The 24,069-nt window shown below is 56.8% G+C and carries 25 protein-coding genes and 1 riboswitch; of the genes, 20 read left to right on the forward strand and 5 right to left on the reverse strand.

Annotated elements, in window-relative coordinates; all coding sequences use genetic code 11:
* Positions 1 to 2: 2 nt before the first annotated feature.
* Positions 3 to 1,232, reverse strand: coding sequence for a beta-ketoacyl-ACP synthase I (fabB, locus tag ACR0AH_RS11730; RefSeq protein ID WP_170733300.1), 1,230 nt, complete (start codon positions 1,230 to 1,232; stop codon positions 3 to 5).
* A 30-nt stretch (positions 1,233 to 1,262) separates the two neighbouring features.
* Entirely contained in the window at positions 1,263 to 1,772 is a 510-nt protein-coding gene (fabA, locus tag ACR0AH_RS11735; protein ID WP_480592067.1) for a bifunctional 3-hydroxydecanoyl-ACP dehydratase/trans-2-decenoyl-ACP isomerase, read from the reverse strand.
* 187 nt (positions 1,773 to 1,959) lie between these two features.
* Here fabA and irrA point away from each other — a divergent pair, with 187 nt between their 5' ends.
* Entirely contained in the window at positions 1,960 to 2,376 is a 417-nt protein-coding gene (gene irrA / locus ACR0AH_RS11740; RefSeq protein WP_170397577.1) for an iron response transcriptional regulator IrrA, read from the forward strand.
* Between the two features lie 3 nt (positions 2,377 to 2,379).
* Here the strand turns inward: irrA and ACR0AH_RS11745 are convergent, their stop codons facing one another.
* The gene (locus ACR0AH_RS11745; RefSeq protein WP_170733299.1) at positions 2,380 to 3,276 is read right to left on the reverse strand and encodes a LysR family transcriptional regulator; all 897 of its coding nucleotides are present in this window, start codon (positions 3,274 to 3,276) and stop codon (positions 2,380 to 2,382) included.
* 85 nt (positions 3,277 to 3,361) lie between these two features.
* On the opposite strand from ACR0AH_RS11745, the gene ACR0AH_RS11750 reads away from it, so the two are divergent.
* A complete protein-coding gene (locus ACR0AH_RS11750) occupies positions 3,362 to 4,159 on the forward strand; it encodes a phytanoyl-CoA dioxygenase family protein (protein ID WP_223117640.1) in 798 nt (265 codons plus the stop codon).
* Positions 4,160 to 4,162: 3 nt separating this feature from the next.
* Here ACR0AH_RS11750 and ACR0AH_RS11755 read toward each other — a convergent pair whose 3' ends face one another.
* Positions 4,163 to 5,026: a hypothetical protein gene (locus ACR0AH_RS11755; RefSeq protein ID WP_480592069.1), complete on the reverse strand. Its 864-nt coding sequence runs from the start codon at positions 5,024 to 5,026 to the stop codon at positions 4,163 to 4,165.
* 120 nt (positions 5,027 to 5,146) lie between these two features.
* On the opposite strand from ACR0AH_RS11755, the gene miaB reads away from it, so the two are divergent.
* The 10 genes from miaB to cmk all read left to right on the forward strand — a co-directional run bounded on the left by miaB (position 5,147) and on the right by cmk (position 15,633).
* Positions 5,147 to 6,466: a tRNA (N6-isopentenyl adenosine(37)-C2)-methylthiotransferase MiaB gene (miaB, locus tag ACR0AH_RS11760; RefSeq protein ID WP_170647436.1), complete on the forward strand. Its 1,320-nt coding sequence runs from the start codon at positions 5,147 to 5,149 to the stop codon at positions 6,464 to 6,466.
* 165 nt (positions 6,467 to 6,631) lie between these two features.
* A complete protein-coding gene (locus tag ACR0AH_RS11765) occupies positions 6,632 to 7,396 on the forward strand; it encodes an outer membrane protein (RefSeq protein ID WP_170511305.1) in 765 nt (254 codons plus the stop codon).
* Positions 7,397 to 7,542: 146 nt separating this feature from the next.
* Entirely contained in the window at positions 7,543 to 8,565 is a 1,023-nt protein-coding gene (locus tag ACR0AH_RS11770; protein ID WP_170404555.1) for a PhoH family protein, read from the forward strand.
* Positions 8,566 to 8,606: 41 nt separating this feature from the next.
* On the forward strand, positions 8,607 to 9,101 hold the full coding sequence (gene ybeY / locus ACR0AH_RS11775) for an rRNA maturation RNase YbeY (RefSeq protein ID WP_170404552.1): 495 nt from the start codon (positions 8,607 to 8,609) through the stop codon (positions 9,099 to 9,101).
* A 36-nt stretch (positions 9,102 to 9,137) separates the two neighbouring features.
* On the forward strand, positions 9,138 to 10,022 hold the full coding sequence (locus tag ACR0AH_RS11780) for a hemolysin family protein (protein ID WP_170397541.1): 885 nt from the start codon (positions 9,138 to 9,140) through the stop codon (positions 10,020 to 10,022).
* Positions 10,019 to 11,551 carry an apolipoprotein N-acyltransferase gene (gene lnt / locus ACR0AH_RS11785; protein WP_480592070.1) on the forward strand — a complete coding sequence of 511 codons (1,533 nt, stop codon included), beginning with the start codon at positions 10,019 to 10,021 and terminating at the stop codon, positions 11,549 to 11,551. The genes ACR0AH_RS11780 and lnt overlap by 4 nt, the downstream gene beginning before the upstream one ends.
* Positions 11,552 to 11,566: 15 nt before the next feature.
* Positions 11,567 to 11,615: riboswitch (SAM-SAH riboswitch) on the forward strand.
* Between the two features lie 5 nt (positions 11,616 to 11,620).
* The gene (gene metK, locus ACR0AH_RS11790; protein ID WP_170511314.1) at positions 11,621 to 12,802 is read left to right on the forward strand and encodes a methionine adenosyltransferase; all 1,182 of its coding nucleotides are present in this window, start codon (positions 11,621 to 11,623) and stop codon (positions 12,800 to 12,802) included.
* Positions 12,803 to 12,895: 93 nt separating this feature from the next.
* Positions 12,896 to 13,606, forward strand: coding sequence for a tRNA (guanosine(46)-N7)-methyltransferase TrmB (gene trmB / locus ACR0AH_RS11795; RefSeq protein WP_480592072.1), 711 nt, complete (start codon positions 12,896 to 12,898; stop codon positions 13,604 to 13,606).
* A gap of 69 nt (positions 13,607 to 13,675) precedes the next feature.
* Entirely contained in the window at positions 13,676 to 15,022 is a 1,347-nt protein-coding gene (aroA, locus tag ACR0AH_RS11800) for a 3-phosphoshikimate 1-carboxyvinyltransferase (protein ID WP_170397529.1), read from the forward strand.
* Entirely contained in the window at positions 15,019 to 15,633 is a 615-nt protein-coding gene (cmk, locus tag ACR0AH_RS11805) for a (d)CMP kinase (protein ID WP_170404536.1), read from the forward strand. Before aroA ends, cmk begins: the two co-directional genes overlap by 4 nt.
* A 26-nt stretch (positions 15,634 to 15,659) precedes the next feature.
* On the opposite strand, the gene ACR0AH_RS11810 is transcribed toward cmk, so the two are convergent.
* Positions 15,660 to 16,136 carry a YHS domain-containing (seleno)protein gene (locus tag ACR0AH_RS11810; RefSeq protein ID WP_170511473.1) on the reverse strand — a complete coding sequence of 159 codons (477 nt, stop codon included), beginning with the start codon at positions 16,134 to 16,136 and terminating at the stop codon, positions 15,660 to 15,662.
* Positions 16,137 to 16,353: 217 nt separating this feature from the next.
* Between ACR0AH_RS11810 and ACR0AH_RS11815 the strand changes: the two genes are divergently transcribed.
* The 8 genes from ACR0AH_RS11815 to trpB all read left to right on the forward strand — a co-directional run bounded on the left by ACR0AH_RS11815 (position 16,354) and on the right by trpB (position 24,051).
* Positions 16,354 to 16,890: a hypothetical protein gene (locus ACR0AH_RS11815; RefSeq protein WP_480592074.1), complete on the forward strand. Its 537-nt coding sequence runs from the start codon at positions 16,354 to 16,356 to the stop codon at positions 16,888 to 16,890.
* A gap of 199 nt (positions 16,891 to 17,089) precedes the next feature.
* Entirely contained in the window at positions 17,090 to 18,775 is a 1,686-nt protein-coding gene (locus tag ACR0AH_RS11820; RefSeq protein ID WP_480592076.1) for a tryptophan halogenase family protein, read from the forward strand.
* A gap of 336 nt (positions 18,776 to 19,111) precedes the next feature.
* On the forward strand, positions 19,112 to 20,788 hold the full coding sequence (gene rpsA / locus ACR0AH_RS11825) for a 30S ribosomal protein S1 (RefSeq protein ID WP_039532111.1): 1,677 nt from the start codon (positions 19,112 to 19,114) through the stop codon (positions 20,786 to 20,788).
* 270 nt (positions 20,789 to 21,058) lie between these two features.
* Positions 21,059 to 21,343: an integration host factor subunit beta gene (gene ihfB / locus ACR0AH_RS11830; protein ID WP_050603110.1), complete on the forward strand. Its 285-nt coding sequence runs from the start codon at positions 21,059 to 21,061 to the stop codon at positions 21,341 to 21,343.
* 7 nt (positions 21,344 to 21,350) lie between these two features.
* Positions 21,351 to 21,701 carry a LapA family protein gene (locus tag ACR0AH_RS11835; RefSeq protein WP_170397774.1) on the forward strand — a complete coding sequence of 117 codons (351 nt, stop codon included), beginning with the start codon at positions 21,351 to 21,353 and terminating at the stop codon, positions 21,699 to 21,701.
* Positions 21,702 to 21,710: 9 nt separating this feature from the next.
* Positions 21,711 to 22,355: a phosphoribosylanthranilate isomerase gene (locus ACR0AH_RS11840; RefSeq protein ID WP_480592078.1), complete on the forward strand. Its 645-nt coding sequence runs from the start codon at positions 21,711 to 21,713 to the stop codon at positions 22,353 to 22,355.
* A 45-nt stretch (positions 22,356 to 22,400) separates the two neighbouring features.
* A complete protein-coding gene (locus ACR0AH_RS11845; protein ID WP_170424385.1) occupies positions 22,401 to 22,736 on the forward strand; it encodes a hypothetical protein in 336 nt (111 codons plus the stop codon).
* Positions 22,737 to 22,803: 67 nt separating this feature from the next.
* Positions 22,804 to 24,051, forward strand: coding sequence for a tryptophan synthase subunit beta (gene trpB / locus ACR0AH_RS11850; protein WP_170397508.1), 1,248 nt, complete (start codon positions 22,804 to 22,806; stop codon positions 24,049 to 24,051).
* Positions 24,052 to 24,069 lie beyond the last annotated feature (18 nt).

The raw sequence follows: 24,069 nt of genomic DNA on the forward strand, positions 1-24,069 counted from the left end.
GTTCACCCGTTATACTTCGACAGAACCATGGATCCGTTGGTGCCGCCAAAGCCGAAGCTATTGGTCATCACGCTGTCCAAGCCTGCGTTTTCAACCACTTGAGTTGCAATTTCACCGGGCAGGATGCCGTCGGCAAGTGTGTCGACATTGATCGACGGAGTAATGAAATCATGTTCCAGCATGAGCAGGCAGAAGATCGCCTCAAGCGCGCCCGCTGCGCCTTGCGCGTGACCGGTCATCGATTTTGTCGATGAAATCGGAGGCACACTGCCTTCACCAAAGATACGGCGTACGGCTTCGACTTCTCCGACGTCGCCCACTGGGGTCGAGGTGCCGTGGGCATTGATATAGCCGACCTTGCGGCCTTCGGGCACGGTCGACAGCGCCAGACGCATCGCGCGCTCGCCGCCTTCGCCGGATGGTGCCACCATGTCGTGCCCATCAGATGTCGCGGCATAGCCGGTTACTTCGGCATAGATTTTCGCACCGCGCGCCAGCGCATGCTCGAGGTCTTCCAGAACCACGATGCCGCCACCGCCGGAAATCACAAATCCGTCGCGGTTCTGATCGAATGCGCGCGAGGCTTTATCAGGTGTCTCGTTGTACTTGGACGACATCGCACCCATCGCGTCGAACAGGCAGGACAGGGTCCAGTCCAGCTCTTCTCCTCCACCTGCGAACATCACATCCTGCTTTCCCAGCATGATCTGTTCAGCCGCATTGCCGATGCAGTGCAGCGAGGTCGAGCAGGCCGAGGTGATCGAGTAGTTGATACCTTTGATTTTGAACGCGGTCGCCAAGTTCGCAGAAATCGTCGAACACATGCACTTTGGCACTGCAAACGGGCCGATCCGTTTGGTTGCGCCGGTTTTCAGCACGGTTTGGTGCGCAGTCAACATCGCGCTGGTCGATGGTCCACCCGAACCTGCCACCAGACCTGTGCGCGGATTGACCACCTGATCTTCGGTCAGCCCGGCGTCCGCGATGGCCTGATTCATCGCGATATGGGCATAGGCAGCACCCGGACCCATGAACCGCAGGGTCCGCTTGTCCACGTGATCGGCCACATCGATTTTCAGCGAACCGGCGATCTGGCTGCGAAAGCCGTGCTCGACCATCTGTTCGCTTGCTACGATGCCGGATTTGCCTGCTTTGAGCGAGGCGAGCACCTCTTCGGCATTGTTCCCGATCGAGGACACAACCCCCAGACCGGTGACGACTACTCGACGCATGTGCGTACTCCTTATTGCGGCCGGTCAGGCTCAGGCGTCTGACAGAACGACCTTCATATCCTTGACGTCGTATATCAATTCGCCATCGGCTTCGACGATGCCATCTGCCACACCCATGGTCAGGCGGCGCGTCTGGATCGCCTTTTTGAAATCAATCTTATAGGTCAGCATCTTCCGGTCCGGGCGCACCATGCCGGTCAACTTGACCTCTCCGACGCCAACGGCCATGCCACGTCCTTGCCAGCAGCGCCAGCCGAGGTTGAAGCCGGTCAGTTGCCACAAACCGTCCAGGCCCAGACAGCCGGGCATGATCGGATTGCCAGGGAAATGGCAGTCAAAGAACCAAAGCTCAGGTGTGATATCGAATTCGGCCAGCACATGACCCTTGCCATGCGCTCCACCGTCGCCGGAAATCTCGGTAATGCGGTCCATCATCAACATCGGCGGAGCCGGCAACTGCGCGTTGCCAGGGCCAAATAGTTCGCCGCGGGCGCATTTCAGCAGATCGTCCTTGTCAAAACTGCTCGGGAATTGGGCCATTCTGCCGCCTCTCCTGCCTGGGTCCGTTTATTACATCTGGCCTCGTCTATCACCCGTATGCAAGGTCCTGCAAGACCAGCACTCCATATCTTGTTGTGACTACAATACTCTTTGCGAATGAATTTCATTTGAAATTGCAGGCAGGGCGCACTTATATTAAGGGCAGCAAAACACAGGTATCGGATTCATGACACCTCAGAGCCGTGAGATCGCTGCAAATTGGTTGGTTGACGCAGGTTTGCGCCCCACGCGCCAAAGGGTTGCTTTGGCCGAATTGCTTGTGGGCGACGGTCTGCATCGTCATGTGACAGCGGAAAGCCTGTTTGAATCCGCAAAAGCCAAAGGTGACGCGGTTTCGCTGGCGACCGTATACAACACATTGCGGGCGTTTTGCGATGCCGGGGTGCTTCAAGAGATCACTGTTGACGGGTCCAAAAGCTATTTCGACACCAACACGCATGACCATCCGCATTTCTATTGGGAAGACGAAAGCCGTCTGAGCGATGCACCATCCGATCAATTGGTAATCCAACAATTGCCGGAAGCTCCTGAAGGCGTCGAAATCGCATCGGTCGATGTGGTGATCCGCCTGCGGAAGAAGTAACCTCTAATCCTTAAATAACAACGTAACCAACGCATGCTCAGCCTGCGTGATCAGCGGATCAGTCGGCCCCGTGCCATGCCGTGCCAATACAACAGATTCGGTTGCATCTGGATCGGTGATCGGCAGGCTTATCACGCGGACCTGATCATAACTGAAGCCGTTTTTAGGGCTGGTATAGCTTATCCCGATGCCTTCCCCATGAGCGGCCAGACTGCGCGAAAGCTCCAATGATTCCGCTCGGTGCGAGATTGTGGGGTTCAAACCTTTGCGTCTGAAAAGCGCGAGTACATGCTGTGCAGACAAACCCTCTTTAGACAGAATCAGTGGATATGACGCTAGCTCGGTCAGGGTGAGCTGATTGGCCGCCGCCAGTGTATGATCAGGTGAAAGCAGTGCGTGTGGGGTGCTGTCGAACAACTTCTTGCAGGAAAAACCGGCATCCATGCCGAGGTCATAGGTGAGTGCAAAATCGTATCTGCCATCGATCAAGCCGGAAATCAGGCCTTCGAACGTCTCAACCCCGTGTGTCAGGGCGACGTCGGGCAAAGCTTCTTGCAGGCGGTGCAGAGATTGGGCCAGAAGAAAGGGTGCCAGATCGACAAAGCATCCCAGGCGCAATCGGCGTTCGCCGGTTATCGGCTGCTTTGACTGTTCCAAAAGCGCAGCTCGCTTCAACAAGGCCTCGGCCTCTTCGATGAATTTGCGGCCCTGCGGGGTCAGCGCCATCGCGGCACCCCGTCTTCGGGCAAACAGTGGATATCCCAAACGTGATTCGACCCGGGTCAGCGCATTGGACAAGGCAGGTTGCGAGACATTTAGGCGTTGTGCCGCAGCAGACAGGCTGCCATGCCGACCGATGGCGCAAACATATTCGTATTGGCGCAGAGTGAGGTATAACATAGAGTTAATACCTAAATTGAAAGATATGATTTGAACAGATGTCTTATTCATGCGCAGATCGGGCGACAAATCTAAGGAGACCGCAATGACTCACCCTCTTGTTTCTCAGGCCATGATCGACAACTTCCAGACGGACGGCGTTGTGTTGGTTAAAGGCCTGTTCGCCGATCATATTGAAACCCTACGGGCCGGGGTTGCCGCGAATATGGCCGAGCCGGGTCCTTATGCTTCGGAGAACAGGAAAGATGGCGAAACCGGCCGTTTTTTTGACGACTATTGCAACTGGTCCCGTATCCCGCAGTTTCGTGAAGTGATCGAAAAATCTCCTGCTGCTGAAGTAGCGGCCGACCTCATGCAGTCGCAATCTGTGCAGATGTTCCATGACCATGTTCTGGTGAAGGAACCCGGAACCTCGATGGCAACGCCGTGGCATCAGGATGGGCCATACTATTTTGTGGATGGTCAACAGAATATCAGCTTCTGGTCACCGTTGGATCCGGTGAAACAAGCGACCTTGCGCTGCGTTGCCGGTTCGCACCGCTGGGAAAAAGAAGTGCTACCTACCCGCTGGGTCTCGGAAGAAGGTTTCTTCCCTGACGAGGGCCAGTACATGCCGATTCCGGACCCAGATGCCGAAAGGATGAAGATTGTAGAATTTGAAATGGAGCCCGGTGATGCAGTGGCCTTCAACTATCGCACGCTACACGGGGCCCGAGGCAATACTTCCGATAGCCGACGCAGGGCATTTTCGCTGCGATTGGTTGGTGATGATGCACGTTATGTCGAGCGTCCAGGCCGGACTTCGCCGCCATTTCCGGGACATGAAATGGTGCCTGGGCAAAGGCTGCGTGAGGACTGGTTCCCAGTTCTGCTACAGCGTTAGAACCTAGAACCACTGGCCCGATTCGATCAGGCCCAGATCCAGCAATTGGCGCGAATCCCACTCGAACGGAGTTGAATGGTTCCAGCAGAAGTTGGAGATATCGAACGTCGATCCGGCGTTCGTCTTCAATGCTTTGGCCGCCCGGAACGAACAGATCGCCGCGGTCAGGTTGTTGTGCCACGGGCAGGCGTAGGTGTTATATTCCGGCTCATTGAAAGTGTGATCAGGCAGAAGTCTCAGATCGGGTTTTGCTTTGAACAGCGAAATCCGATCGATCCGGCGTCGTTCATACGGGATATGATCTTCGAACCGCCAGCGCAGACCACCGGACATATCCAGTTGCCGCTCTAGCGGCTTGCCAGATGCGTCATGCCGCGTGTGGGCGTAGTATCCGGTCTTGTCCAGCATTGCGTGATTGGGGGCCACTCCGTTTGGATAGGCCGTCAGATCATTCGCATACAGATCGATCACATGGGTCAGCATGGCCTGGCGCCGTTCTTCAGAATGGAAGGCCAGTAACTCTCCGACCGAGCGGGTCTCGCAGAAAGGGTAGAACAGATATTCAGAGTTGTAGCAGTAGTATACCCATGCACCCTGAGCCGCCTGAATGATCCGATTGACGGCCTCAAATACGACGGTTCTGGGCGCGCAGGTCATCGTCACTCGATGAACCCTTTCCTCCAGCGCTTCATCCAGCGTGAATTCTTGGGGCAGGAATGTGATCACGGATTTGAACCCCAGCTTCAAATGATGGTGCAGCGTCCCTTGTAGCTCGACATCATCTTCGGCAAATATCAGTGCCACGGGTCCCTTGCTCAGGATCGACCGATCGGATTTCAGAAGGTGATCAAGGGATTCGTACTGCATCGTTGGTTTCGTTGCCGCCTTGCTGGAAATTCCCGCCAAATTCGGGTAATTGCGCCAGCATTGCAAGCGGCGTTCGATACGTATAGACGACGCCGACCCAGCGACTGCAAAGGCCAACCCATGTCTGAACCGAAAAAGCTGTTTATCAAGACCTATGGCTGTCAGATGAACGTCTATGACAGCGAACGCATGGCCGAAGCGCTGGGCGGACAGGGCTATGTCGAGACCAAATCGCCCGATGATGCGGATATGATCCTGCTAAATACCTGCCACATTCGAGAAAAGGCAGCTGAGAAAGTCTATTCCGAACTGGGCCGTTTCAAGGGCCTCAAGGCGGAAAAGCCGGACCTTAAAATCGGTGTCGCAGGTTGCGTCGCTCAGGCCGAAGGCGAGGAAATCATCCGCCGCCAGCCGCTTGTCGATCTGGTGGTGGGGCCGCAAAGCTATCATCGCCTGCCCGAGATGGAGGCGAAGACGCGCGCGGGTGAAAAGGCGCTGGATACCGAGTTCCCCGAAGAAGACAAATTCGAAAAGCTCAAGAACCGCCCCAAGGCCAAGCGCGGACCGACGGCATTTCTGACCGTGCAGGAGGGGTGTGACAAGTTCTGTGCCTTCTGCGTTGTGCCCTATACACGCGGGGCCGAGGTCAGCCGCCCGGCAGATCGCATCCTGCGTGAGGCCCGCGATCTGGTTGAACGCGGTGTGCGTGAGATCACGCTGCTGGGGCAGAACGTAAATGCCTATCACGGGGCTGGACCGGACGGAGACATGACCCTTGCCGGTCTGATCTGGGAATTGAACAAGGTCGACGGGCTAGAGCGCATACGCTTTACCACCTCGCACCCGAACGACATGGATGATGCGCTGATCGAAGCGCATGGCACCTGTGAGAAGTTGATGCCATATCTGCATTTGCCGGTGCAGTCGGGGTCGGACAAAATTCTAAAGCGGATGAACCGCAGCCATACGGCTGAAAGCTATCTGCGATTGATCGAGCGTATCCGAGAAGCGCGCCCCGATATTCTGATGTCCGGCGATTTCATCGTGGGCTTTCCGGAAGAAACGGAAGAGGATTTTCAGGCTACTCTGGATTTGGTCGAAGAGGTCAAATACGGCTACGCCTATTCCTTCAAATACTCGACGCGACCCGGCACACCTGCAGCAGAACGGCCACAGGTCGAGGCCGAAGTGGCGGATGCACGCCTGCAGCGCTTGCAAGGGTTGATCACGCGCCACCAGCGCGAGATTCAGGACTCGATGGTCGGAAAGACAGTTAATGTCCTGTTTGAAAAGCCTGGGCGGCAACCGGGCCAGATGGTTGGAAAATCCGAGTATCTGCATGCGGTTCACGTCGCGGACGCTGATATCGCGAGCGGCGACTTACGTAAGGTAAGGATAAAATCGTCTGGCGCGAACTCGCTGGGTGGTGAGTTGGTCTGATCCCTTGTGGCTGGCCCGCAAAGGGTTTTCGCCTTGAAATTTAACCCTTGATTTATGGCTTGGAACTATGTTCCGAGGAAGGCTAGATTTTTCTGGGCCGAATTTTGGGTGTCGACAAACGCACCGACCCCGCCTGACGGCCCGCCTTTGCGGAGGGTACGAGTAGTGAGCTGGATACGTTTTCCGAGTGTAAACCTTTCCCGTGTTTTGTCGGCGACTGTCGTGTTTCTATCTTGCGCTGCCCCGACTTTGGCCGGCGATGTCGTCGGGGAAGTCACTGAGCCCGACGTAATCTCGTCTCAGCGTTTCGCGCGCGACGTCAATGCGTTCTATCTGGGGGTCAGCGCCGGACATGCCTCGGGCGGTTCGGACGAGTTTGGCCTGCGCGTGAACGACGGGGACACGTTTGCTGCGGGCGACCTTAAGCCAAGCGGAAATTTCGCAGGTTTTCGCGGTGGCTGGCGCGGCATTCTGCCAGCCAGAGGTGGGCGCGACTATGTGTATGGGCTGGAAGTCGGCTATGACTTTGGCACGCTCGATGACATCACCTCGTCCCGATCCGGTGGGGCAGAGGTCAGCGGCAGATCCGCGATCTCGGATGTATTGTCCATCCGCTTACGGAACGGGCTGACGAACCGCAGCGGCAGTGTCCTATATTTCGTGACTGTGGGTTATGTCCGCGGCGATATCACCACGTCAGGCTCACTAACTGATGCGAGCGGGACCAGCCGATTTGAGAGCGAGGACCGCCGACAAGGTTTCTCGGCCAGCTTGGGCGCTGAACACAAACTGAACGAAAATTGGTCGATCACCGGCGAGATCGAGTATCTGCAGTTCGAATCAAAAACGGTCGAACTGGGTCCGTCATTCTCGACCAAATCGACGCCAAGCTATCGCGGACTACGGATCGGGTTGAATTATACATTCTGATACCCGTGCGATTGGCGTTCATAGATGGCTGTTTCAGCGTTCATCGGCGCATTTGTCATGCGGTGTGCAAATTTTGAAACTGCCGCTTGCGTCTACCTCTACAGTTTGTCTACGCTCAAGATGAAACGCCAAGACAGGAGAACGGATTGGCCATCGGTGCCCTGACCCCACCGCAAGATGACATGCCCCAGCGTGAGGCGCTTGTTGAATTCCCCGACAACAGATTATTGATCGATTTATGCGGTGAATATGACCGCAACCTGACCGATATCGAACAGAAGCTCTCGGTGCAGATTGTGCGACGCGGCAATCAGCTTGTCGTGCTGGGCGACGAGGATTCGCAAAAGCAGGCGATTGAGGTTCTACAGGCCCTCTATACACGGCTCGAAGGTGGGCGTGATGTGGAAGCCGCAGATGTCGACCGCGAGTTGCGCATGGGCAATTCCGAGGTCGGAACTGGCACGCGCGATGGTGACCAGCTTGAGATGTTCAAGGGTGGCACGGTCGAGATCAAGACACGCAAAAAACTGGTCGAACCGCGCACCGACGCCCAGAAGGCCTATGTACAGTCGCTGTTCAACAACGAACTGGCCTTTGGCATTGGTCCCGCGGGCACCGGCAAAACCTATCTGGCCGTTGCGGTCGGGGTGTCCATGTTCATTGGCGGGCACGTTGACCGCATCATTCTCAGCCGTCCGGCGGTCGAGGCCGGTGAAAAGCTCGGTTACCTGCCCGGTGACATGAAGGATAAGGTCGATCCCTACATGCAGCCGCTTTATGACGCGCTGAATGATTTCCTGCCCGGAAAACAACTTGCCAAGCTGATCGAAGAAAAGCGGATCGAGATTGCTCCGCTTGCCTTCATGCGCGGTCGTACGCTGGCAAATGCATTTGTGGTGCTGGACGAAGCGCAGAATGCCACAACGATGCAGATGAAGATGTTCCTGACTCGGCTTGGTGAAGGTAGCCGGATGGTTATCACCGGCGACCGGTCTCAGGTTGATCTGCCGCGCGGTGTGCAGTCGGGTCTCAAGGATGCCGAACGGTTGCTGAAAACGATCCCGAATATCAGCTTCAACTATTTCACCTCGAAAGATGTCGTCCGCCATCCGCTTGTCGCCGCCATTATCGAGGCGTATGAGGCCGATGCGGGGCGCGAAACCGGATAACTTTCAAGGCGCCGATTGAAGCTGGGCTCGGAGCCAAAGGTATGAATCTGGAAATCACGCTTGAGGATGATCGCTGGCGCGGGCTGGAGCCTTTGGCCACGCGCGCAATTGCTGCTGTTCTGGAGTATTGCGATCTTGAGGCGGATCAATGCGAAATCAGCTTGCTGGGCTGCGATGATGCACGGATCGCTGAATTGAATGCTGAATTTCGTGAAAAATCCACGCCGACCAACGTCCTCAGCTGGCCTGCCGAAGAACTGGCCCCGGATCGGGCGGGAGACACTCCGCCGGCTCCGCAACCTGACTTTACTGGCGAAATCGTGCTGGGCGACATTGCGATCTCTTATGACACCTGCGCGCGCGAAGCAGCTGAAGCCGGCAAAAGCACCGACGATCACGTGACGCATCTGATCGTTCACGGTACACTACATTTGCTGGGGTATGATCACATTCGTGACCTCGACGCCACTTTGATGGAAAGGGTCGAGGTCGAGATACTTGGCAAACTGGGTATAGATGACCCATATAATGTATGACATGGGCACCTTTGCCCGATCATTTGGAACAGGATAATGGGCGAAACAGACGGCAGTTCTAGGGCGGCGCATGGCGCGCATTCTCAGAACAGCAGCAATGACAGCGACGAAAGAGGCGGGCTTTTTTCTCGACTCATCGACGTATTTTCTTCTCAGGGCGAAGAGACCAGCCAGCTAAACGGGGCAGAGGTCGTCAGCGCTCAGCCAAGGGGCATGATCAACCTGCGCAGAATGCGGGTCGAAGATGTTGCGATCCCAACAGCCGAAATCGTATCGGTCCCCTCGACAACCCCGAAAGACGAACTTGTCCAGATTTTCCGCGACAGCGGCTTGTCACGCATTCCGGTTTACGATGGCACTTTGGATACGCCCTTGGGGTTTGTGCATCTCAGGGACTTTGCGCTGACCCATGGCTTTAACGGCAACTCCTCCGAGTTCGATCTGAGGTCGATGCTGCGGACATTGCTATTCGTGCCACCATCGATGCCAATTGGCGTTTTGCTGACTAAGATGCAGACAGAACGTCGCCATATGGCTCTGGTGATCGATGAATACGGTGGAGTCGATGGTTTGCTGACTATCGAAGATCTGATTGAACAGGTTGTCGGAGAAATCGCCGACGAACATGATGCCGACGAAGATCAGCTATGGATACAAGAGAAACCCGGCTGCTACGTGGTTCAGGCGCGTGTCCCACTTGAAGAGTTCGAGGCCGAGATTGGCCGCTCTCTGACCAGCCACGAAGATGTAGACGAAGAAGAGATCGACACATTGGGCGGTTTGGTCTTCATGCTCTCGGGGCGGGTTCCGGCGCGTGGTGAGGTTGTATGCCACCCCGAAGGCCCCGAGTTCGAGGTCATTGACGCAGACCCGCGCCGCATAAAACGGTTGCGTGTCATGCTGCCGGATATTGTTGCATGAACCCTGCCGAGGGGTGGCCCTTTTGGCTGCGATTGGTGCTGGCGGCGCTGTTGGGTGTCGCAGCGGCCAGTGGTCAGGCACCATTGGGATATTGGCCAATAAGCTTGCTGTCGCTGGTGCTGATAGCGCCGTTGTATCTGAGCACTGAGACAAATCGTCGAGCGGTTTTGCTGGGTTGGGTCTTCGCAACGGGCTATTTTGCGCACGCATTAAGCTGGATTATCGAGCCGTTTCTGGTTGATGTCCAACGCCATGCGTGGATGGCCCCTTTTGCTCTGATCTTCTTGTCGGGCGGGTTGGCCTTGTTCTGGGCGTTGGCCTTCGGAGTTTCGAAACGCATCGGTGGAGCGCCCGTCTTGCAGGGGGCTTTGCTGTCTGTAACGCTGGCGCTGGTCGAGTTTGCGCGTGGCTACATTCTGACCGGATTTCCTTGGGCAGGCATCGCGCAGATTTGGGTGGATACGTCGTTTGCCCAGACTCTGTCACTTGTCGGCCCTTATGGATTGGGAGCGCTGACACTGCTTGCCACAGTGCCATTGGGCGCAGCCTTGTTCAGTAATCGTACCCGAAGCGGCATCGTTGTACCGATCGCGTTGACCGCAGGCTGTGCGGTATTGGCTTTGATCTATGCAGCGAACCGACCTCCAGTCATGCCCTCTGGTCATATCGTGCGGCTGATTCAACCCAATGCACCCCAGGACCAGAAATGGGATCCTGCATATGCGTCAGTGTTTTTTGCACGCCAACTTGAATTCACAGCGGCCGAGCCCCGCCCGGACCTAATCGTCTGGCCGGAAACCTCGGTCCCGGCATGGTTGGGCAGCGCGCAGCCCTATCTTTCAGCAATTGGCGAAGCGGCACAGGGCGCCCCGGTAGTCCTGGGCATTCAGCGTGCCGATGGGCAGCAGATCTATAACTCGATGATCTATCTAAATGAGGAGGGTCAGCAAGACGGGCTATACGATAAACATCACCTGGTGCCCTTTGGGGAATACGTGCCATTTGGTGAAGTGATGGCACGTTTCGGTATCTACGGGATGGCCGCAACCACAGGGAATGGCTTTAGCGCGGGGCCAGGTGCCGCATTGATGGATGTAGGCGTGCTTGGCAAGGCGCTGCCGCTGATCTGCTACGAGGCGGTATTCACGCAGGATATTTTATCCGCGCCGGATCGTGCGGATTTTCTTTTGCAGATTACAAACGACGCTTGGTTCGGAACGCGTTCCGGCCCGTATCAGCACCTCGCCCAGGCGCAGATGCGTGCAATCGAACAAGGCCTGCCGATGTTGCGCTCGGCCAATACCGGAGTTTCGGCAATGATTGACCCATTGGGGCGGATCACCGAGGCGCTGGCGCTTGGGCAAGCGGGGTTTATCGACGCCGAATTGCCGCGTCCTCATGCCCCGACCGTTTATTCTCGAATTGGAGACAGTCCGGTACTTTTAGCTTTGTTGGTGCTATTTGCGCTGCTATGTCGGCACGCCCGGCGCGTAAACGACCAAATTCCGATTGACCCTGTCAAACGCTAAGCGTATTCGGTCGCACGCCTGTCACAACGGCTTCCTGACGTGGTGGGGTAAACTTAATGGAGCACATTCATGTCCCGACAGAATTATACTTTTACTTCGGAGTCCGTTTCCGAAGGACACCCGGATAAGGTCTGCGATCGTATTTCCGATGCAGTACTAGACGCATTCCTGCGCGAAGAACCCGAGGCCCGCGTTGCCTGCGAAACTTTTGCCACCACGGATCGCGTGGTAATCGGCGGTGAAGTGGGTCTGTCGGATCAGGACAAGCTGCATGATTATATGGCGCATATCGACGATATCGCGCGGGCATGTATCAAAGATATCGGCTACGAGCAGGACAAGTTTCACCACGAAACCGTCGAAGTGACGAACCTGTTGCACGAGCAGTCGGCCCATATCGCGCAAGGCGTGGATGCTGCCGATAACAAAGACGAAGGTGCAGGCGATCAGGGCATCATGTTCGGCTATGCCACGACCGAGACGCCAGCGCTTATGCCTGCGCCGATCCAATACTCGCATGCTATCCTTCGCCGTCTCGCTGAAGTTCGCAAAAATGGCAGTGAACCCGCCCTTGGCCCGGATGCAAAATCACAGTTGTCTGTTATCTATCGCGACGGCACGCCAGTCGGTGTCAGCTCAATCGTGCTGTCGACGCAGCACATGGATGAGGCGCTGACCTCGGGTGATATTCGCGCCATTGTCGAGCCCTATATCCGTGAAACCCTCCCTGACGGCTGGCTGACCGCCGAAACCGAATGGCACGTGAATCCCACCGGCAAGTTCGTCATCGGCGGTCCGGATGGTGATGCGGGTCTGACCGGTCGCAAGATCATCGTCGACACTTATGGCGGTGCAGCACCTCACGGTGGTGGCGCATTCTCGGGCAAAGACCCAACCAAGGTGGACCGCTCGGCGGCTTATGCAGCGCGTTATCTGGCCAAGAATGTCGTTGCTGCAGGGATGGCAGAGCGCTGCACCATTCAGTTGAGCTATGCGATTGGGGTGTCAAAGCCCCTCTCGATCTATGCCGACACGCATGGAACTGGCCAGATTGCCGATGCAGTGATCGAAAAAGCAGTTGGGCAGGTGATGGACCTGACTCCGCGCGGAATTCGCCAACATCTGCAACTCAACAAGCCGATTTATCAGAGGACCGCTGCTTATGGCCACTTTGGTCGTGAACCCGATGCGGACGGCGGATTTAGCTGGGAGCGCACCGATCTGGTGGACGCGCTGAAACAGGCGGTCTGATCAACAATTAGAAAAACGCGCCGGTTTCGGCGCGTTTTTTTGCAAGTCGGCGACCACTTGCAACAATTTCAGCCCCGCAGTAAGGGCTGCGCCATGAGTACAAAGACCCCACAACGCCCGCGCAGAAATTTTTATGGCCGCTTTAAGGGCAAAACCCTGAAGCCCAGTCAAAAGACTTATCTGTCGGAAGATCTTGCTGCCTTGTCCCCCGGTACGGTGGATTGGGACGGTAATCCTGAGCGCGATCCGCTCGATCTCGACGGTCTATTCAGAGGCAAGCCTGTCTGGCTTGAGGTCGGCTTTGGCGGCGGCGAGCATCTGGTGCATCAGGCTCAGCAAAACCCGGATATCGGCATCATCGGAGCCGAACCCTATATCAATGGTGTTGCGATGCTGTTGGGTAAAATCCGTCAGGCCCGTGTTGAAAACCTTGCCGTACATCCCGGGGACGCGCGAGACTTGTTCGACGTTTTGCCTGAAGCCAGCATATCGCGCGCTTTTCTGCTCTATCCCGATCCATGGCCCAAAACACGGCATCACCGCCGTCGGTTTGTCACACCTGAACATCTGGAGCCTTTGGCGCGCGCGTTGAAGCCAGGCTCAATCTTTCGCGTTGCCACAGACATCCCTGACTATGTGCGCCAAACGCTGGAAGAGGTGCCGCGGGCAGGCTTCGAATGGTTGGCCGAGCGTCCCGCCGACTGGCGTGAGCCGTGGGATGACTGGATTTCCACGCGCTACGAACAGAAGGCGCTGCGCGAAGGCCGTACACCCCATTACCTGACCTTCCGCCGCAAAGACTGATTGTCGCTGGACCAACCGGCCCCAATTCGCTAATCGGCCTGAGGACTGATAGCGAAAACAGGAGCCCCCATGTCCGGACACGGCACGCCCATCCCGATGACGTCGCAGCCTTGCGGCCCGCTGACAGGCACCGCAGAGGTGCCCGGGGACAAGTCGATCTCGCACCGGTCCCTGATCCTGGGGGCAATGGCTGTGGGAGAAACCAAGATATCGGGCCTGCTGGAAGGCGAGGACGTATTGGACACCGCTAAGGCCATGCGTGCCTTTGGGGCCGAAGTAACGGATCATGGCGGTGGTGAATGGTCGGTGCATGGCGTGGGCGTTGGTGGTTTTTCCGAACCAGATCAGGTAATCGATTGTGGCAATTCGGGCACTGGCGTGCGCCTGATCATGGGGGCGATGGCGACTTCTCCGATCACAGCGACCTTCACCGGAGATGCGAGCCTGAACAAACGTCCGATGGCGCGCGTCACCGATCCGCTGGCGCTGTTCGGAACCCAATCTGTCGGCCGAGACGGTGGACGTCTGCCGATGACCATTATCGGTGCTGCGGACCCCACCCCGGTGCGCTATGAGGTGCCTGTGCCGTCGGCGCAGGTGAAATCCGCCGTTCTGCTGGCAGGGCTTAACGCCCCCGGCAAGACCATCGTGATTGAGAAAGAAGCGACTCGCGATCATTCCGAACGGATGCTTGCGGGCTTCGGCGCAGAAATCACGGTCGAGGACACGGATGAAGGGCGCGTCATTACGCTGACCGGTCGGCCCGAGCTGAAGCCACAAGTCATCGCCGTGCCGCGCGACCCGTCCAGTGCGGCCTTCCCCGTCTGTGCCGCACTGATCACACCGGGCTCGGACGTGTTGGTCCCCGGTATCGGCCTGAACCCGACCCGCGCAGGCCTGTTCACCACGCTGCGCGAAATGGGTGCCGATCTGACCTACGAAAACGAGCGCGAAGAGGGGGGTGAACCGGTTGCCGATCTGCGTGCAAAATACTCGCCCAACATGAAGGGGATCAACGTCCCGCCCGAACGCGCGGCGTCGATGATCGATGAATACCCGGTGCTGTCTGTTGTGGCCGCAAATGCGACCGGCACAACAATGATGGGCGGCGTGAAAGAGCTGCGCGTCAAGGAAAGTGACCGGATCGACGCAATGGCCCGTGGCCTGCGCGCCAACGGTGTGACCGTGAACGAGGGTGACGAATGGTGGTCAGTCGACGGTCTCGGCATCGGCGGTGTGCCCGGTGGTGGGACCTGCGAAAGCTTCTTGGACCACCGCATTGCCATGTCGTTCATGGTCATGGGGATGGGAGCTAAAAAGGCGGTTTCGGTGGATGACGGCGGACCGATCGCAACGTCGTTCCCGATTTTTGAGCCTTTGATGGCCGCGCTCGGTGCCAAGGTCGAGCGTACATGAGATTCACCGTAGCTATCGACGGCCCTGCGGCGGCGGGCAAGGGGACGATTTCCAAGGGCGTTGCCGCGCATTTCGGGTTTGCGCATCTGGATACCGGTCTTCTCTATCGCGCAGTGGGGCGTCGTATGCTGCAAGGTGACGAACCGGTTGCAGCGGCTGGGTCCCTGACAGCAGAAGAATTGCAGCAGGGCGATCTGCGTACGGCTGAGATCGCACAGGCGGCCTCGAAAGTTGCGGTCATTCCTGAAGTCCGAAGCGCACTCGTTGATTTTCAGCGGGCGTTTGCCCGTCGCGCCGGAGGCGCCGTGCTGGACGGGCGCGATATTGGAACCGTGATTTGCCCAAACGCTGAGGTCAAACTGTTTGTCACCGCCAGTCCCGAAGTCCGGGCGGAACGGCGATATCTTGAGCTTTCGGCCAAAGGTTCGGACGTGTCACGCGAACAGGTGCTTGCGGATGTCAAAGAGCGTGACTCACGTGACGCGGATCGCAGCACTGCACCGATGAAACCTGCAGATGACGCCGTGCAGCTTGATACTTCAAACCTGAGCATCGAGGCCGCGTTGGCACGGGCGCTCGAAACGATAGAACAGAACCTGCCCGCAGCCTGAAGTGGCTGCGGACAAGGGTCCGTCAGTTACAATTCACCAACTGCGATGCTCTTGATATTGGCCCACTGGTCATCTGCGGTTTTAGCGGTGCTGGTGACGTCTTTCAGGAAAGCAGCGCGGGTATCAGCATTCAGGAACAGATACAGCTTGCCGTCTGCGATCAGGTACTGATCCGGGTCGCCGTCGAACTTTTTGCCAACAGACACCCCGAACGAACAATAGCCACCGTGCTGGGGCAAGTAAGCCGCCGGATTGGCCTCGAACGCTTCAAGGTTTTCCGCGCTGGTGAAGTAATAGGATGCGCCGTCATAAGTCGCCGAATGATTGGCGAAGCCTTCTACCGGATTGCCATTGTTGACAAGCGCGACCAGATCGACGCCATGGGCTGCCAGGGGTGCACCAGCCGCCGACAGGCCTTTGGAGACGTTGATTTCGTCTGCGGCAAAAGCCGGAGCTGCCAGGGCCAGAGTTGCGGCTAATGCAGTAAGTGCGAGCGATTTCATAGCAGGAATCCTTTCCATTTTGGTTCAAGGCTCGGGTCCGCCCCAAGCCAATGTCACTAAGTTAGGAAAGGCTCCTCGGACGGGTAATCGCAGATAGGCCGCAATACTTTGCAGATCGTTCGTAGATCAGGGCGTTTCGCAAAACTGATCACATAGCTTTGTTTGGCCACCTGTCCGATGGCCGCCTAAGCTTGTTGGACAACCGTAGGAGTGGCCCATGATCAGACTAGCCCTGTTTTTGTTCTTTCTTGCAGGTAGCTTAGCTGCGCAGCAATCAGATACGCCGGTGCCCGAGGCCGAACCTCCGATGACTTACGAGCGTCTGGGAAAAATCATCTTTGCGCTAGATCCCGAGGCGCAACCGATCGGGCCGGGGTTTGAGTTGACGATATCTGATGTGACGGTGCTGGTTGTCACCGATACCAATGCTGATCGCATGCGGGCGATGGTCGCGATTGGCAGTGCTGCGGATTTGTCGCCAGCCGATTTGCAACGGATGATGCAGGCAAATTTCGACAGCACGCTGGATGCGCGCTATGCGATCGCAAATGGCACCTTATGGGCTGCGTTCATTCACCCGCTTTCGCTGTTGCAAAGGGATCAGTTGATCTCGGGGCTGGCCCAGACTGTGAATATCGCCAACACCTATGGCACATTGTACACCGGTGGCGCGGCGGAATTCGGAGGGGGCGACAGCCATGATCTGCAGCGTGAGCTGATCGAAGAACTTCTGAAGAAGGGTGAGGAAATCTGACACTTGTCCAAAGTAGGCGCATAGCCTGAATTCTGATGACGAATGTGCCTGCGACCATGGGTGTCATAGGCTCTAGCTGGATGCTTGAAAGCTGTTATAGTCTTCCCACAGCTAAATAAGGGAAAGCTGCTGTTAAATCCCCAACACTCAAAAAAAGGGGAGGCAGCTACAAAATCCCAAGCCAACAGGGACAAAAAATATGAATAATCGTTTGCGTAAGATCACCATCGTGGGTGGTGGTACGGCGGGTTGGATGACTGCGCTCATCCTGGACATGGTGTTCTCCCGCACGTCAGCACCCAAGGATCGCCCACGCATTTGCTTGATCGAAAGCCCCAACATCTCGACTGTGGGTGTCGGTGAAGCGACGGTGCCGCGTATGCCGGTCACGCTCCGTCAGGCGGGCATATCAGAGCGGGATTTCTTCCGCGAAACCAACGCATCGTTCAAGTTGGGAGTTAAGTTCTGCAATTGGAACAACGACGCCAAGGGCAATCGGATCGACTACGTAAACCCGTTTGCCCATGGTCAATTGCTGGAGGGGTTGGAGGCTGCCGAGTATTTTCTGCGTTTTGGTAACGGGGATCGGGATTTCACGCAGTCAATCTCACCGCATGATGATCTGGCCCGGTTGTGCAAGGGTGCGCGTCCTTTGGGTGCACCTGAATTCGAGCAGCGGTTTGGCTATGCTTATCATCTGGATGCCGTGAAGTTTGCGGGCATGCTAACAAAGGTCTGCGCCAAGCGCGGCGTAGAGCATATTCAAGACGAAGTGCAATCGGTCGAATTGGACGAGCAGGGCAATGTCAGTCACCTGATGTTAGAGCGCAAGGGACGCCATGACATTGAGATGGTCATAGATTGCACCGGCTTCCGGGGGTTGATCATCAATCAAGCGTTGGGCGAGCCGTTCATGGATTACTCGGACTACTTGCCCAACGACCGTGCCATGGCCTTGCAGATCGAGCACCCTAACCCCGAAAAGATCGAAAGCGTTACACGCTCGACCGCGCTTGGTGCGGGTTGGACGTGGCGTGTGCCGCTCTACAATCGTGTAGGTACGGGATATGTGTATTCATCCGCGCATCGGACCGATGATCAGGCGGCGGACGAATATCTTGACTGGTTGGGCGACAGCGGCAAGGGGCTGACACCGCGCGTGATCCCCATGCGTGTTGGTCGTGTCCGCAATGCCTGGGTTAAGAACTGCTTGGCGATCGGTTTGTCTGGTGGATTTATCGAACCGCTTGAAAGTACCGCGATCCACATGATCGATCACGCGATCCGCTGGTTTGCCGAGCATCTGCCGACCCGCGATATCGAGCCCGCGCTGCGCAACCGATATAACCGGCAGATGAACAAGCTTTATGACGAGGTACTGGATTTTATCTGCCTGCACTACCGGTTGGGTAACCGCACCGATGATCAATATTGGATCGACGCCCGCACCGAGATGAAGATTCCGGATCGGTTGGCCGAGAACCTTGAGCTGTGGCAGCATCGTCTGCCGATGGAACACGATATCGAGTTTGCGACGCTGTTCAATTTCCGCGTCTATCAGACGGTTCTTCTGGGCAAACAGGTTTATGATACGGGCTATGGCGAAGGTATCCGTGATCGTCTGCGACCGCTGAAGAAACCGATTTGGTTCCAGTGGTGGAAGGGGGCAAAAATGGACCTTGCGCAGATCCTCAAGACCATGCCGGATCACAAAACCCTGCTGCGAGATATCCGGGGCGAGTTGGAGAAGCCTGCCTTTGGCAAGGCTGCAATGGGGCAGCCGACTGTCGCAATGCCGGGCGCGAAACCGGCACCCGTGGTGATCGAGAACATGCCAAACCTCGCTGAGATTCAAAGCGGCAAGAAGGATCTGCAACTGTTCTAGCGCCGCATGGTATCATTCGGCAGAACTGACAAAGAAGGCCGGGGATCGGATCGCGTTTGCTTCGATGCCCGGACCCGATGTTCGGATTTTGTGGGATTGGCCAGTGTTTAAGGGCTTTGCTCTTGCACATGACACGGAATCCGCCTATACGCGCGCTGTCTGAACAAGGGCGGTTAACGTCCGGATGACGTATCTGAGCAGGGCCGGGTTACCTCGGCCCTTTGTGTTTGTTAGCTCGGGCGCGTTCTGGATCACGCATTCAGGCATCATGAAACAAGACCGGCGGAGACAACCGCTCGGCCAGCAAAAACGTTATGTAAAGGAAAACAACGCCACATGGCTAACGCATCCATGGAGGAATTCGAAGCCCTCCTGAATGAAAGCTTCGAAATGGACACGCCCGAAGAGGGTTCTGTTGTCAAAGGCAAGGTTCTGGCGATCGAAGCCGGCCAAGCCATCATCGACGTAGGCTACAAAATGGAAGGCCGCGTTGATCTGAAAGAATTCGCAAATCCCGGCGAAGCCCCTGAAATCGCTGTAGGCGACGAGGTCGAAGTGTACCTGCGCGCCGCAGAAAACGCCCGTGGCGAAGCCGTCATCTCGCGCGAGATGGCCCGCCGTGAAGAGGCATGGGACCGTCTGGAAAAAGCATATGCCGACGACCAGCGCGTCGAAGGTGCAATCTTTGGTCGCGTCAAAGGTGGCTTCACCGTCGATCTGGGTGGCGCAGTTGCGTTCCTGCCCGGCTCGCAGGTTGACGTTCGCCCCGTGCGCGACGCTGGCCCGTTGATGGGTCTGAAGCAGCCGTTCCAGATTCTGAAAATGGACCGCCGCCGTGGCAACATCGTTGTTTCGCGTCGCGCTATCCTGGAAGAATCGCGTGCCGAACAGCGTGCCGAAGTCATCGGCAACCTGTCCGAAGGTCAGACCGTCGAGGGTGTCGTCAAGAACATCACCGAATACGGTGCATTCGTTGATCTGGGCGGCGTTGACGGCCTGCTGCACGTCACCGACATGGCATGGCGCCGTGTGAACCACCCGTCCGAGATCCTGACGATCGGCGAAACCATCAAGGTTCAGGTCATCAAGATCAACAAAGAGACCCACCGCATCAGCCTGGGCATGAAGCAGCTGCAGGAAGATCCGTGGGATCTGGTTGCTGCGAAATACCCGCTGGGCTCGGTCCATCAGGGTCGCGTCACCAACATCACCGACTACGGCGCGTTCGTCGAGCTGGAAGCCGGTGTCGAAGGTCTGGTTCACGTGTCCGAGATGTCCTGGACCAAGAAAAACGTCCACCCCGGCAAGATCGTTTCGACCAGCCAGGAAGTCGACGTCATGGTTCTGGAAATCGACGGCGCCAAGCGTCGCGTGTCTCTGGGCCTGAAGCAGACCCAGCGCAACCCATGGGAAGTGTTTGCAGAAACGCACCCCGAGGGCACCGAGGTCGAAGGCGAAGTCAAGAACATCACCGAATTCGGTCTGTTCATTGGCCTCGAAGGCGACATCGACGGCATGGTTCACCTGTCCGACCTGTCCTGGGACGAGCGTGGCGAAGATGCGATCCAGAACTACCGCAAAGGCGACATGGTTTCGGCCGTCGTCTCGGAAGTTGACGTTGAGAAAGAGCGTATCTCGCTGTCGATCAAAGCCCTGGGCGGTGACAAGTTCGCTGAAGCCGTGGGCGGCGTGAAGCGCGGTTCGGTCATCACCGTCGAAGTGACCGCGATCGAAGATGGCGGCATCGAGGTCGAGTACGAAGGCATGAAGTCGTTCATCCGTCGTTCGGACCTGTCGCGTGACCGTGCTGAGCAGCGCCCCGAGCGTTTCTCGGTCGGCGACAAGGTCGACGTCCGCGTCACCAACGTCGACAGCAAGACCCGTCGTCTGGGCCTGTCGATCAAGGCACGCGAGATCGCCGAAGAGAAAGAGGCCGTGGAACAGTACGGTTCTTCCGACTCGGGCGCGTCGCTGGGCGATATCCTGGGTGCAGCACTGAAGTCGGGCGACTAATTCCGGGGCGTATCCCAAACATGAAATTCGGCCTCGCACCATGGTGCGGGGCCGTTTTTGTTGCGAATCAATATCTTCCAAATAGTCGGCTTAATTTGCCTATCGTTCGCGCATGAAGTGTGGAAATCAGGCCAACGGGCAAAAATTCGCGTGAGATTGTCGCAAAATGCCGCCTTTGCTGGCAGAGTATCCGTTCCCCCGATCCGGGTTTTTTCCTATACTGTCAGAACAATAGGCTTGTCACATCGTCCGCCTGGGAGGGTATTGCGTATGATCCGTTCAGAATTGATTCAGAAAATTGCCGACGAAAACCCGCATCTCTATCAACGCGACGTCGAGCGGATCGTGAATACCGTTTTTGAAGAAGTGACCGACGCCATGGCACGCGGCGACCGCGTAGAGCTGCGCGGTTTCGGCGCGTTTTCGGTGAAAAAGCGTGACGCACGTGTAGGCCGCAATCCTCGCACTGGTGAGACTGTGCAGGTTGAAGAAAAATGTGTTCCATTTTTCAAAACTGGCAAGTTGCTAAGGGACCGTTTGAACGGTAAAGCCTAGCCTCATGATGCGCTACATTCGTTATGCTTTTCTGGCTGCATTGGGGATCGTTCTGGTCTCGGTTTCGCTGGCCAATCGCCAAATTGTTGAACTTAAGCTTATGCCGGATGCTTTGTCCGAGTTGCTGGGGTTCAACCTGTCAACCTCCTTGCCGCTGTTTCTGGTCGTGCTGGGTGGGGTTGTTGCCGGCCTGGTCATCGGCTTCCTGTGGGAATGGCTGCGCGAGCATAAACACCGCAAGGATGTGACCGTGAAGCAAGGCGAAGTGCGCAAGCTTGAGCGTGAAGTTAAGAAGCTCAAGAAAAAGCAGAATGAAGGTCAGGATGATGTGCTGGCCATTCTGGATGAGGCAAGCTGAGGCCCTACGATGCCCGCTGATATCCGAGTTAAAATCTGCGGCCTGACCGCCCCTGACCACGTGCGCGCTGCTGTGGATGCGGGTGCGGGATATGTTGGTTTTGTGTTTTTCCCCAAATCCCCGCGCCATGTTGAGCCCCAGACAGCTGCGACATTGGCACAGCAGGTGCCTGCGGGCGTCGCCAAGGTGGCGCTGACAGTGAATGCGACGGACGAGGATCTGGACCACATTCTTTCGATCGTGCCTCTGGATATGTTGCAACTGCATGGCAAAGAAAGTCCTGAGCGTGTGCAGCAAGTGCGTGACCGCTTCGGCCTGCCGGTAATGAAGGCCATTGGTGTGGCCGAGGCCGAAGACCTCGCGGCCATCGATCTCTATTCAGATGTGGCGGATCAGCTGTTGATCGACGCAAAGCCACCGCGAAACGCGGAGCTGCCTGGTGGTAACGGTTTGTCTTTTGATTGGCGCCTGCTGGCAGGTCGTAAATACTGGCGTAGGCCATGGATGCTGGCCGGAGGTCTGACCCCTGACAATGTCGCAGAAGCGGTGCGAATGACCGGCGCACAGCAGGTGGATGTCTCATCCGGCGTCGAAAGCTCTCCGGGTGTAAAGGATGCCGGGCTGATCCGCGCCTTTATCGACGCGGCAAGTTGATCTGATCTGCGCGAACCTGCGTATCTCCTCAAAATGGGGGAGAGCATGCTGGCAGTGATCGGCGGAGTTTCACTTAAACGATGGTATCACGGGCCCGAGTTCTTCTGGCGCGCTCATCAATCCTTGCGGCAGGCACGCGGTGACGCGCTGTGCCTGCATGCCGAGGTATTTGTGCGTCAAGGCTGTTATTTTTCATACACAGTCTGGCATGATGTCGAAGCTATGCTGACATTCGCATATTCCGGCCCTCATCGCCGTGTAGTACGCGCGTCGACCCGTCTGGCCGATATCAATGTGTTCTGTCAATTTCCCTGCATTGCTGTTCCAAGTCGAGTTCAGGCACTTCAGGTGTGGGAACAGCGCGCTCAGGCGGCGGAATGATACGTTTTGCGATGGCAAATCACTCCATCACCTCCTATGAACATCGGGTACGACGAGGGAGACTTCCATGGCCAACGATCTTTTTAATTCCTTCATGTCCGGCCCCGATGAACAAGGCCGCTTTGGCATCTTCGGCGGGCGCTTTGTCAGCGAAACGCTGATGCCGCTGATCCTGTCACTGGAAGAGGAATATGACAAAGCCAAGGATGACCCCACATTTTGGGCCGAGATGGACGATCTGTGGGCAAACTACGTGGGTCGCCCTTCGCCGCTCTACTACGCGGAACGCCTGACCGAACATCTGGGCGGCGCAAAGATTTACTTGAAGCGTGACGAACTGAACCACACCGGCGCGCATAAGATCAACAATGTGCTGGGCCAGATCATTCTGGCGCGGCGCATGGGAAAGACCCGGATCATCGCCGAGACCGGGGCAGGGCAGCACGGCGTGGCCACAGCCACCGTCTGCGCCAAATTCGGCCTGAAGTGCATTGTCTACATGGGTGCCCATGACGTTCAGCGCCAGGCCCCGAACGTGTTCCGTATGCGCCTGCTGGGAGCCGAAGTGATCCCGGTGACATCCGGCAGGGGTACGCTGAAAGATGCGATGAACGACGCTCTGCGCGACTGGGTGACCAATGTGCGCGATACCTTTTACTGCATCGGCACCGTTGCTGGCCCGCATCCTTACCCGGCGATGGTACGCGACTTCCAGTCGATCATCGGCAAGGAAGCCAAGGAACAGATGCAAAAGGCCGAGGGCCGTTTGCCCGACACCATCATCGCCGCCATCGGAGGTGGTTCGAATGCGATGGGCCTGTTCTACCCGTTCCTCGACGACAAGGATGTGAATATCATCGGTGTTGAAGCGGGCGGCAAGGGCGTGAACGAGAAGATGGAGCATTGCGCCTCATTGACCGGAGGTCGTCCGGGCGTGCTGCACGGCAACCGCACTTATCTGCTGCAGGATGATGACGGGCAGATTCTCGAAGGCTATTCGATCTCGGCCGGTCTGGACTATCCTGGCATTGGCCCCGAGCATTCCTGGCTGCACGACATCGGTCGCGCCAACTATGTCTCGATCACGGATAAAGAAGCGCTTGAAGCGTTCCAGTTGTGCTGCGCCACCGAAGGTATCATCCCTGCGCTGGAGCCCTGCCATGCGCTGGCGCATGTTATGAAAATCGCGCCGGAATTGCCCAAGGACCACCTGATCTGCATGAATATGTGTGGCCGGGGGGATAAGGATGTGCAGACCGTTGCACGGTACCTGAACTTTGATATGTCGGATACCGAAGGTCGCGCAGCGGACTGATCAGGCCCAACAGGCTTT

The sequence above is a fragment of the Ruegeria sp. AM5 genome (assembly GCF_056540645.1).

Coding starts and splice junctions, on each gene's coding strand:
- fabB (WP_170733300.1), bottom strand. CDS start 1,232: ATGCGTCGAGTAGTCGTCACCGGTCTGGGGGTTGTGTCCTCGATCGGG.
- fabA (WP_480592067.1), bottom strand. CDS start 1,772: ATGGCCCAATTCCCGAGCAGTTTTGACAAGGACGATCTGCTGAAATGC.
- irrA (WP_170397577.1), top strand. CDS start 1,960: ATGACACCTCAGAGCCGTGAGATCGCTGCAAATTGGTTGGTTGACGCA.
- ACR0AH_RS11745 (WP_170733299.1), bottom strand. CDS start 3,276: ATGTTATACCTCACTCTGCGCCAATACGAATATGTTTGCGCCATCGGT.
- ACR0AH_RS11750 (WP_223117640.1), top strand. CDS start 3,362: ATGACTCACCCTCTTGTTTCTCAGGCCATGATCGACAACTTCCAGACG.
- ACR0AH_RS11755 (WP_480592069.1), bottom strand. CDS start 5,026: ATGCAGTACGAATCCCTTGATCACCTTCTGAAATCCGATCGGTCGATC.
- miaB (WP_170647436.1), top strand. CDS start 5,147: ATGTCTGAACCGAAAAAGCTGTTTATCAAGACCTATGGCTGTCAGATG.
- ybeY (WP_170404552.1), top strand. CDS start 8,607: ATGAATCTGGAAATCACGCTTGAGGATGATCGCTGGCGCGGGCTGGAG.
- ACR0AH_RS11780 (WP_170397541.1), top strand. CDS start 9,138: ATGGGCGAAACAGACGGCAGTTCTAGGGCGGCGCATGGCGCGCATTCT.
- lnt (WP_480592070.1), top strand. CDS start 10,019: ATGAACCCTGCCGAGGGGTGGCCCTTTTGGCTGCGATTGGTGCTGGCG.
- metK (WP_170511314.1), top strand. CDS start 11,621: ATGTCCCGACAGAATTATACTTTTACTTCGGAGTCCGTTTCCGAAGGA.
- trmB (WP_480592072.1), top strand. CDS start 12,896: ATGAGTACAAAGACCCCACAACGCCCGCGCAGAAATTTTTATGGCCGC.
- aroA (WP_170397529.1), top strand. CDS start 13,676: ATGTCCGGACACGGCACGCCCATCCCGATGACGTCGCAGCCTTGCGGC.
- cmk (WP_170404536.1), top strand. CDS start 15,019: ATGAGATTCACCGTAGCTATCGACGGCCCTGCGGCGGCGGGCAAGGGG.
- ACR0AH_RS11810 (WP_170511473.1), bottom strand. CDS start 16,136: ATGAAATCGCTCGCACTTACTGCATTAGCCGCAACTCTGGCCCTGGCA.
- ACR0AH_RS11815 (WP_480592074.1), top strand. CDS start 16,354: ATGATCAGACTAGCCCTGTTTTTGTTCTTTCTTGCAGGTAGCTTAGCT.
- ACR0AH_RS11820 (WP_480592076.1), top strand. CDS start 17,090: ATGAATAATCGTTTGCGTAAGATCACCATCGTGGGTGGTGGTACGGCG.
- rpsA (WP_039532111.1), top strand. CDS start 19,112: ATGGCTAACGCATCCATGGAGGAATTCGAAGCCCTCCTGAATGAAAGC.
- ihfB (WP_050603110.1), top strand. CDS start 21,059: ATGATCCGTTCAGAATTGATTCAGAAAATTGCCGACGAAAACCCGCAT.
- ACR0AH_RS11835 (WP_170397774.1), top strand. CDS start 21,351: ATGCGCTACATTCGTTATGCTTTTCTGGCTGCATTGGGGATCGTTCTG.
- ACR0AH_RS11840 (WP_480592078.1), top strand. CDS start 21,711: ATGCCCGCTGATATCCGAGTTAAAATCTGCGGCCTGACCGCCCCTGAC.
- ACR0AH_RS11845 (WP_170424385.1), top strand. CDS start 22,401: ATGCTGGCAGTGATCGGCGGAGTTTCACTTAAACGATGGTATCACGGG.
- trpB (WP_170397508.1), top strand. CDS start 22,804: ATGGCCAACGATCTTTTTAATTCCTTCATGTCCGGCCCCGATGAACAA.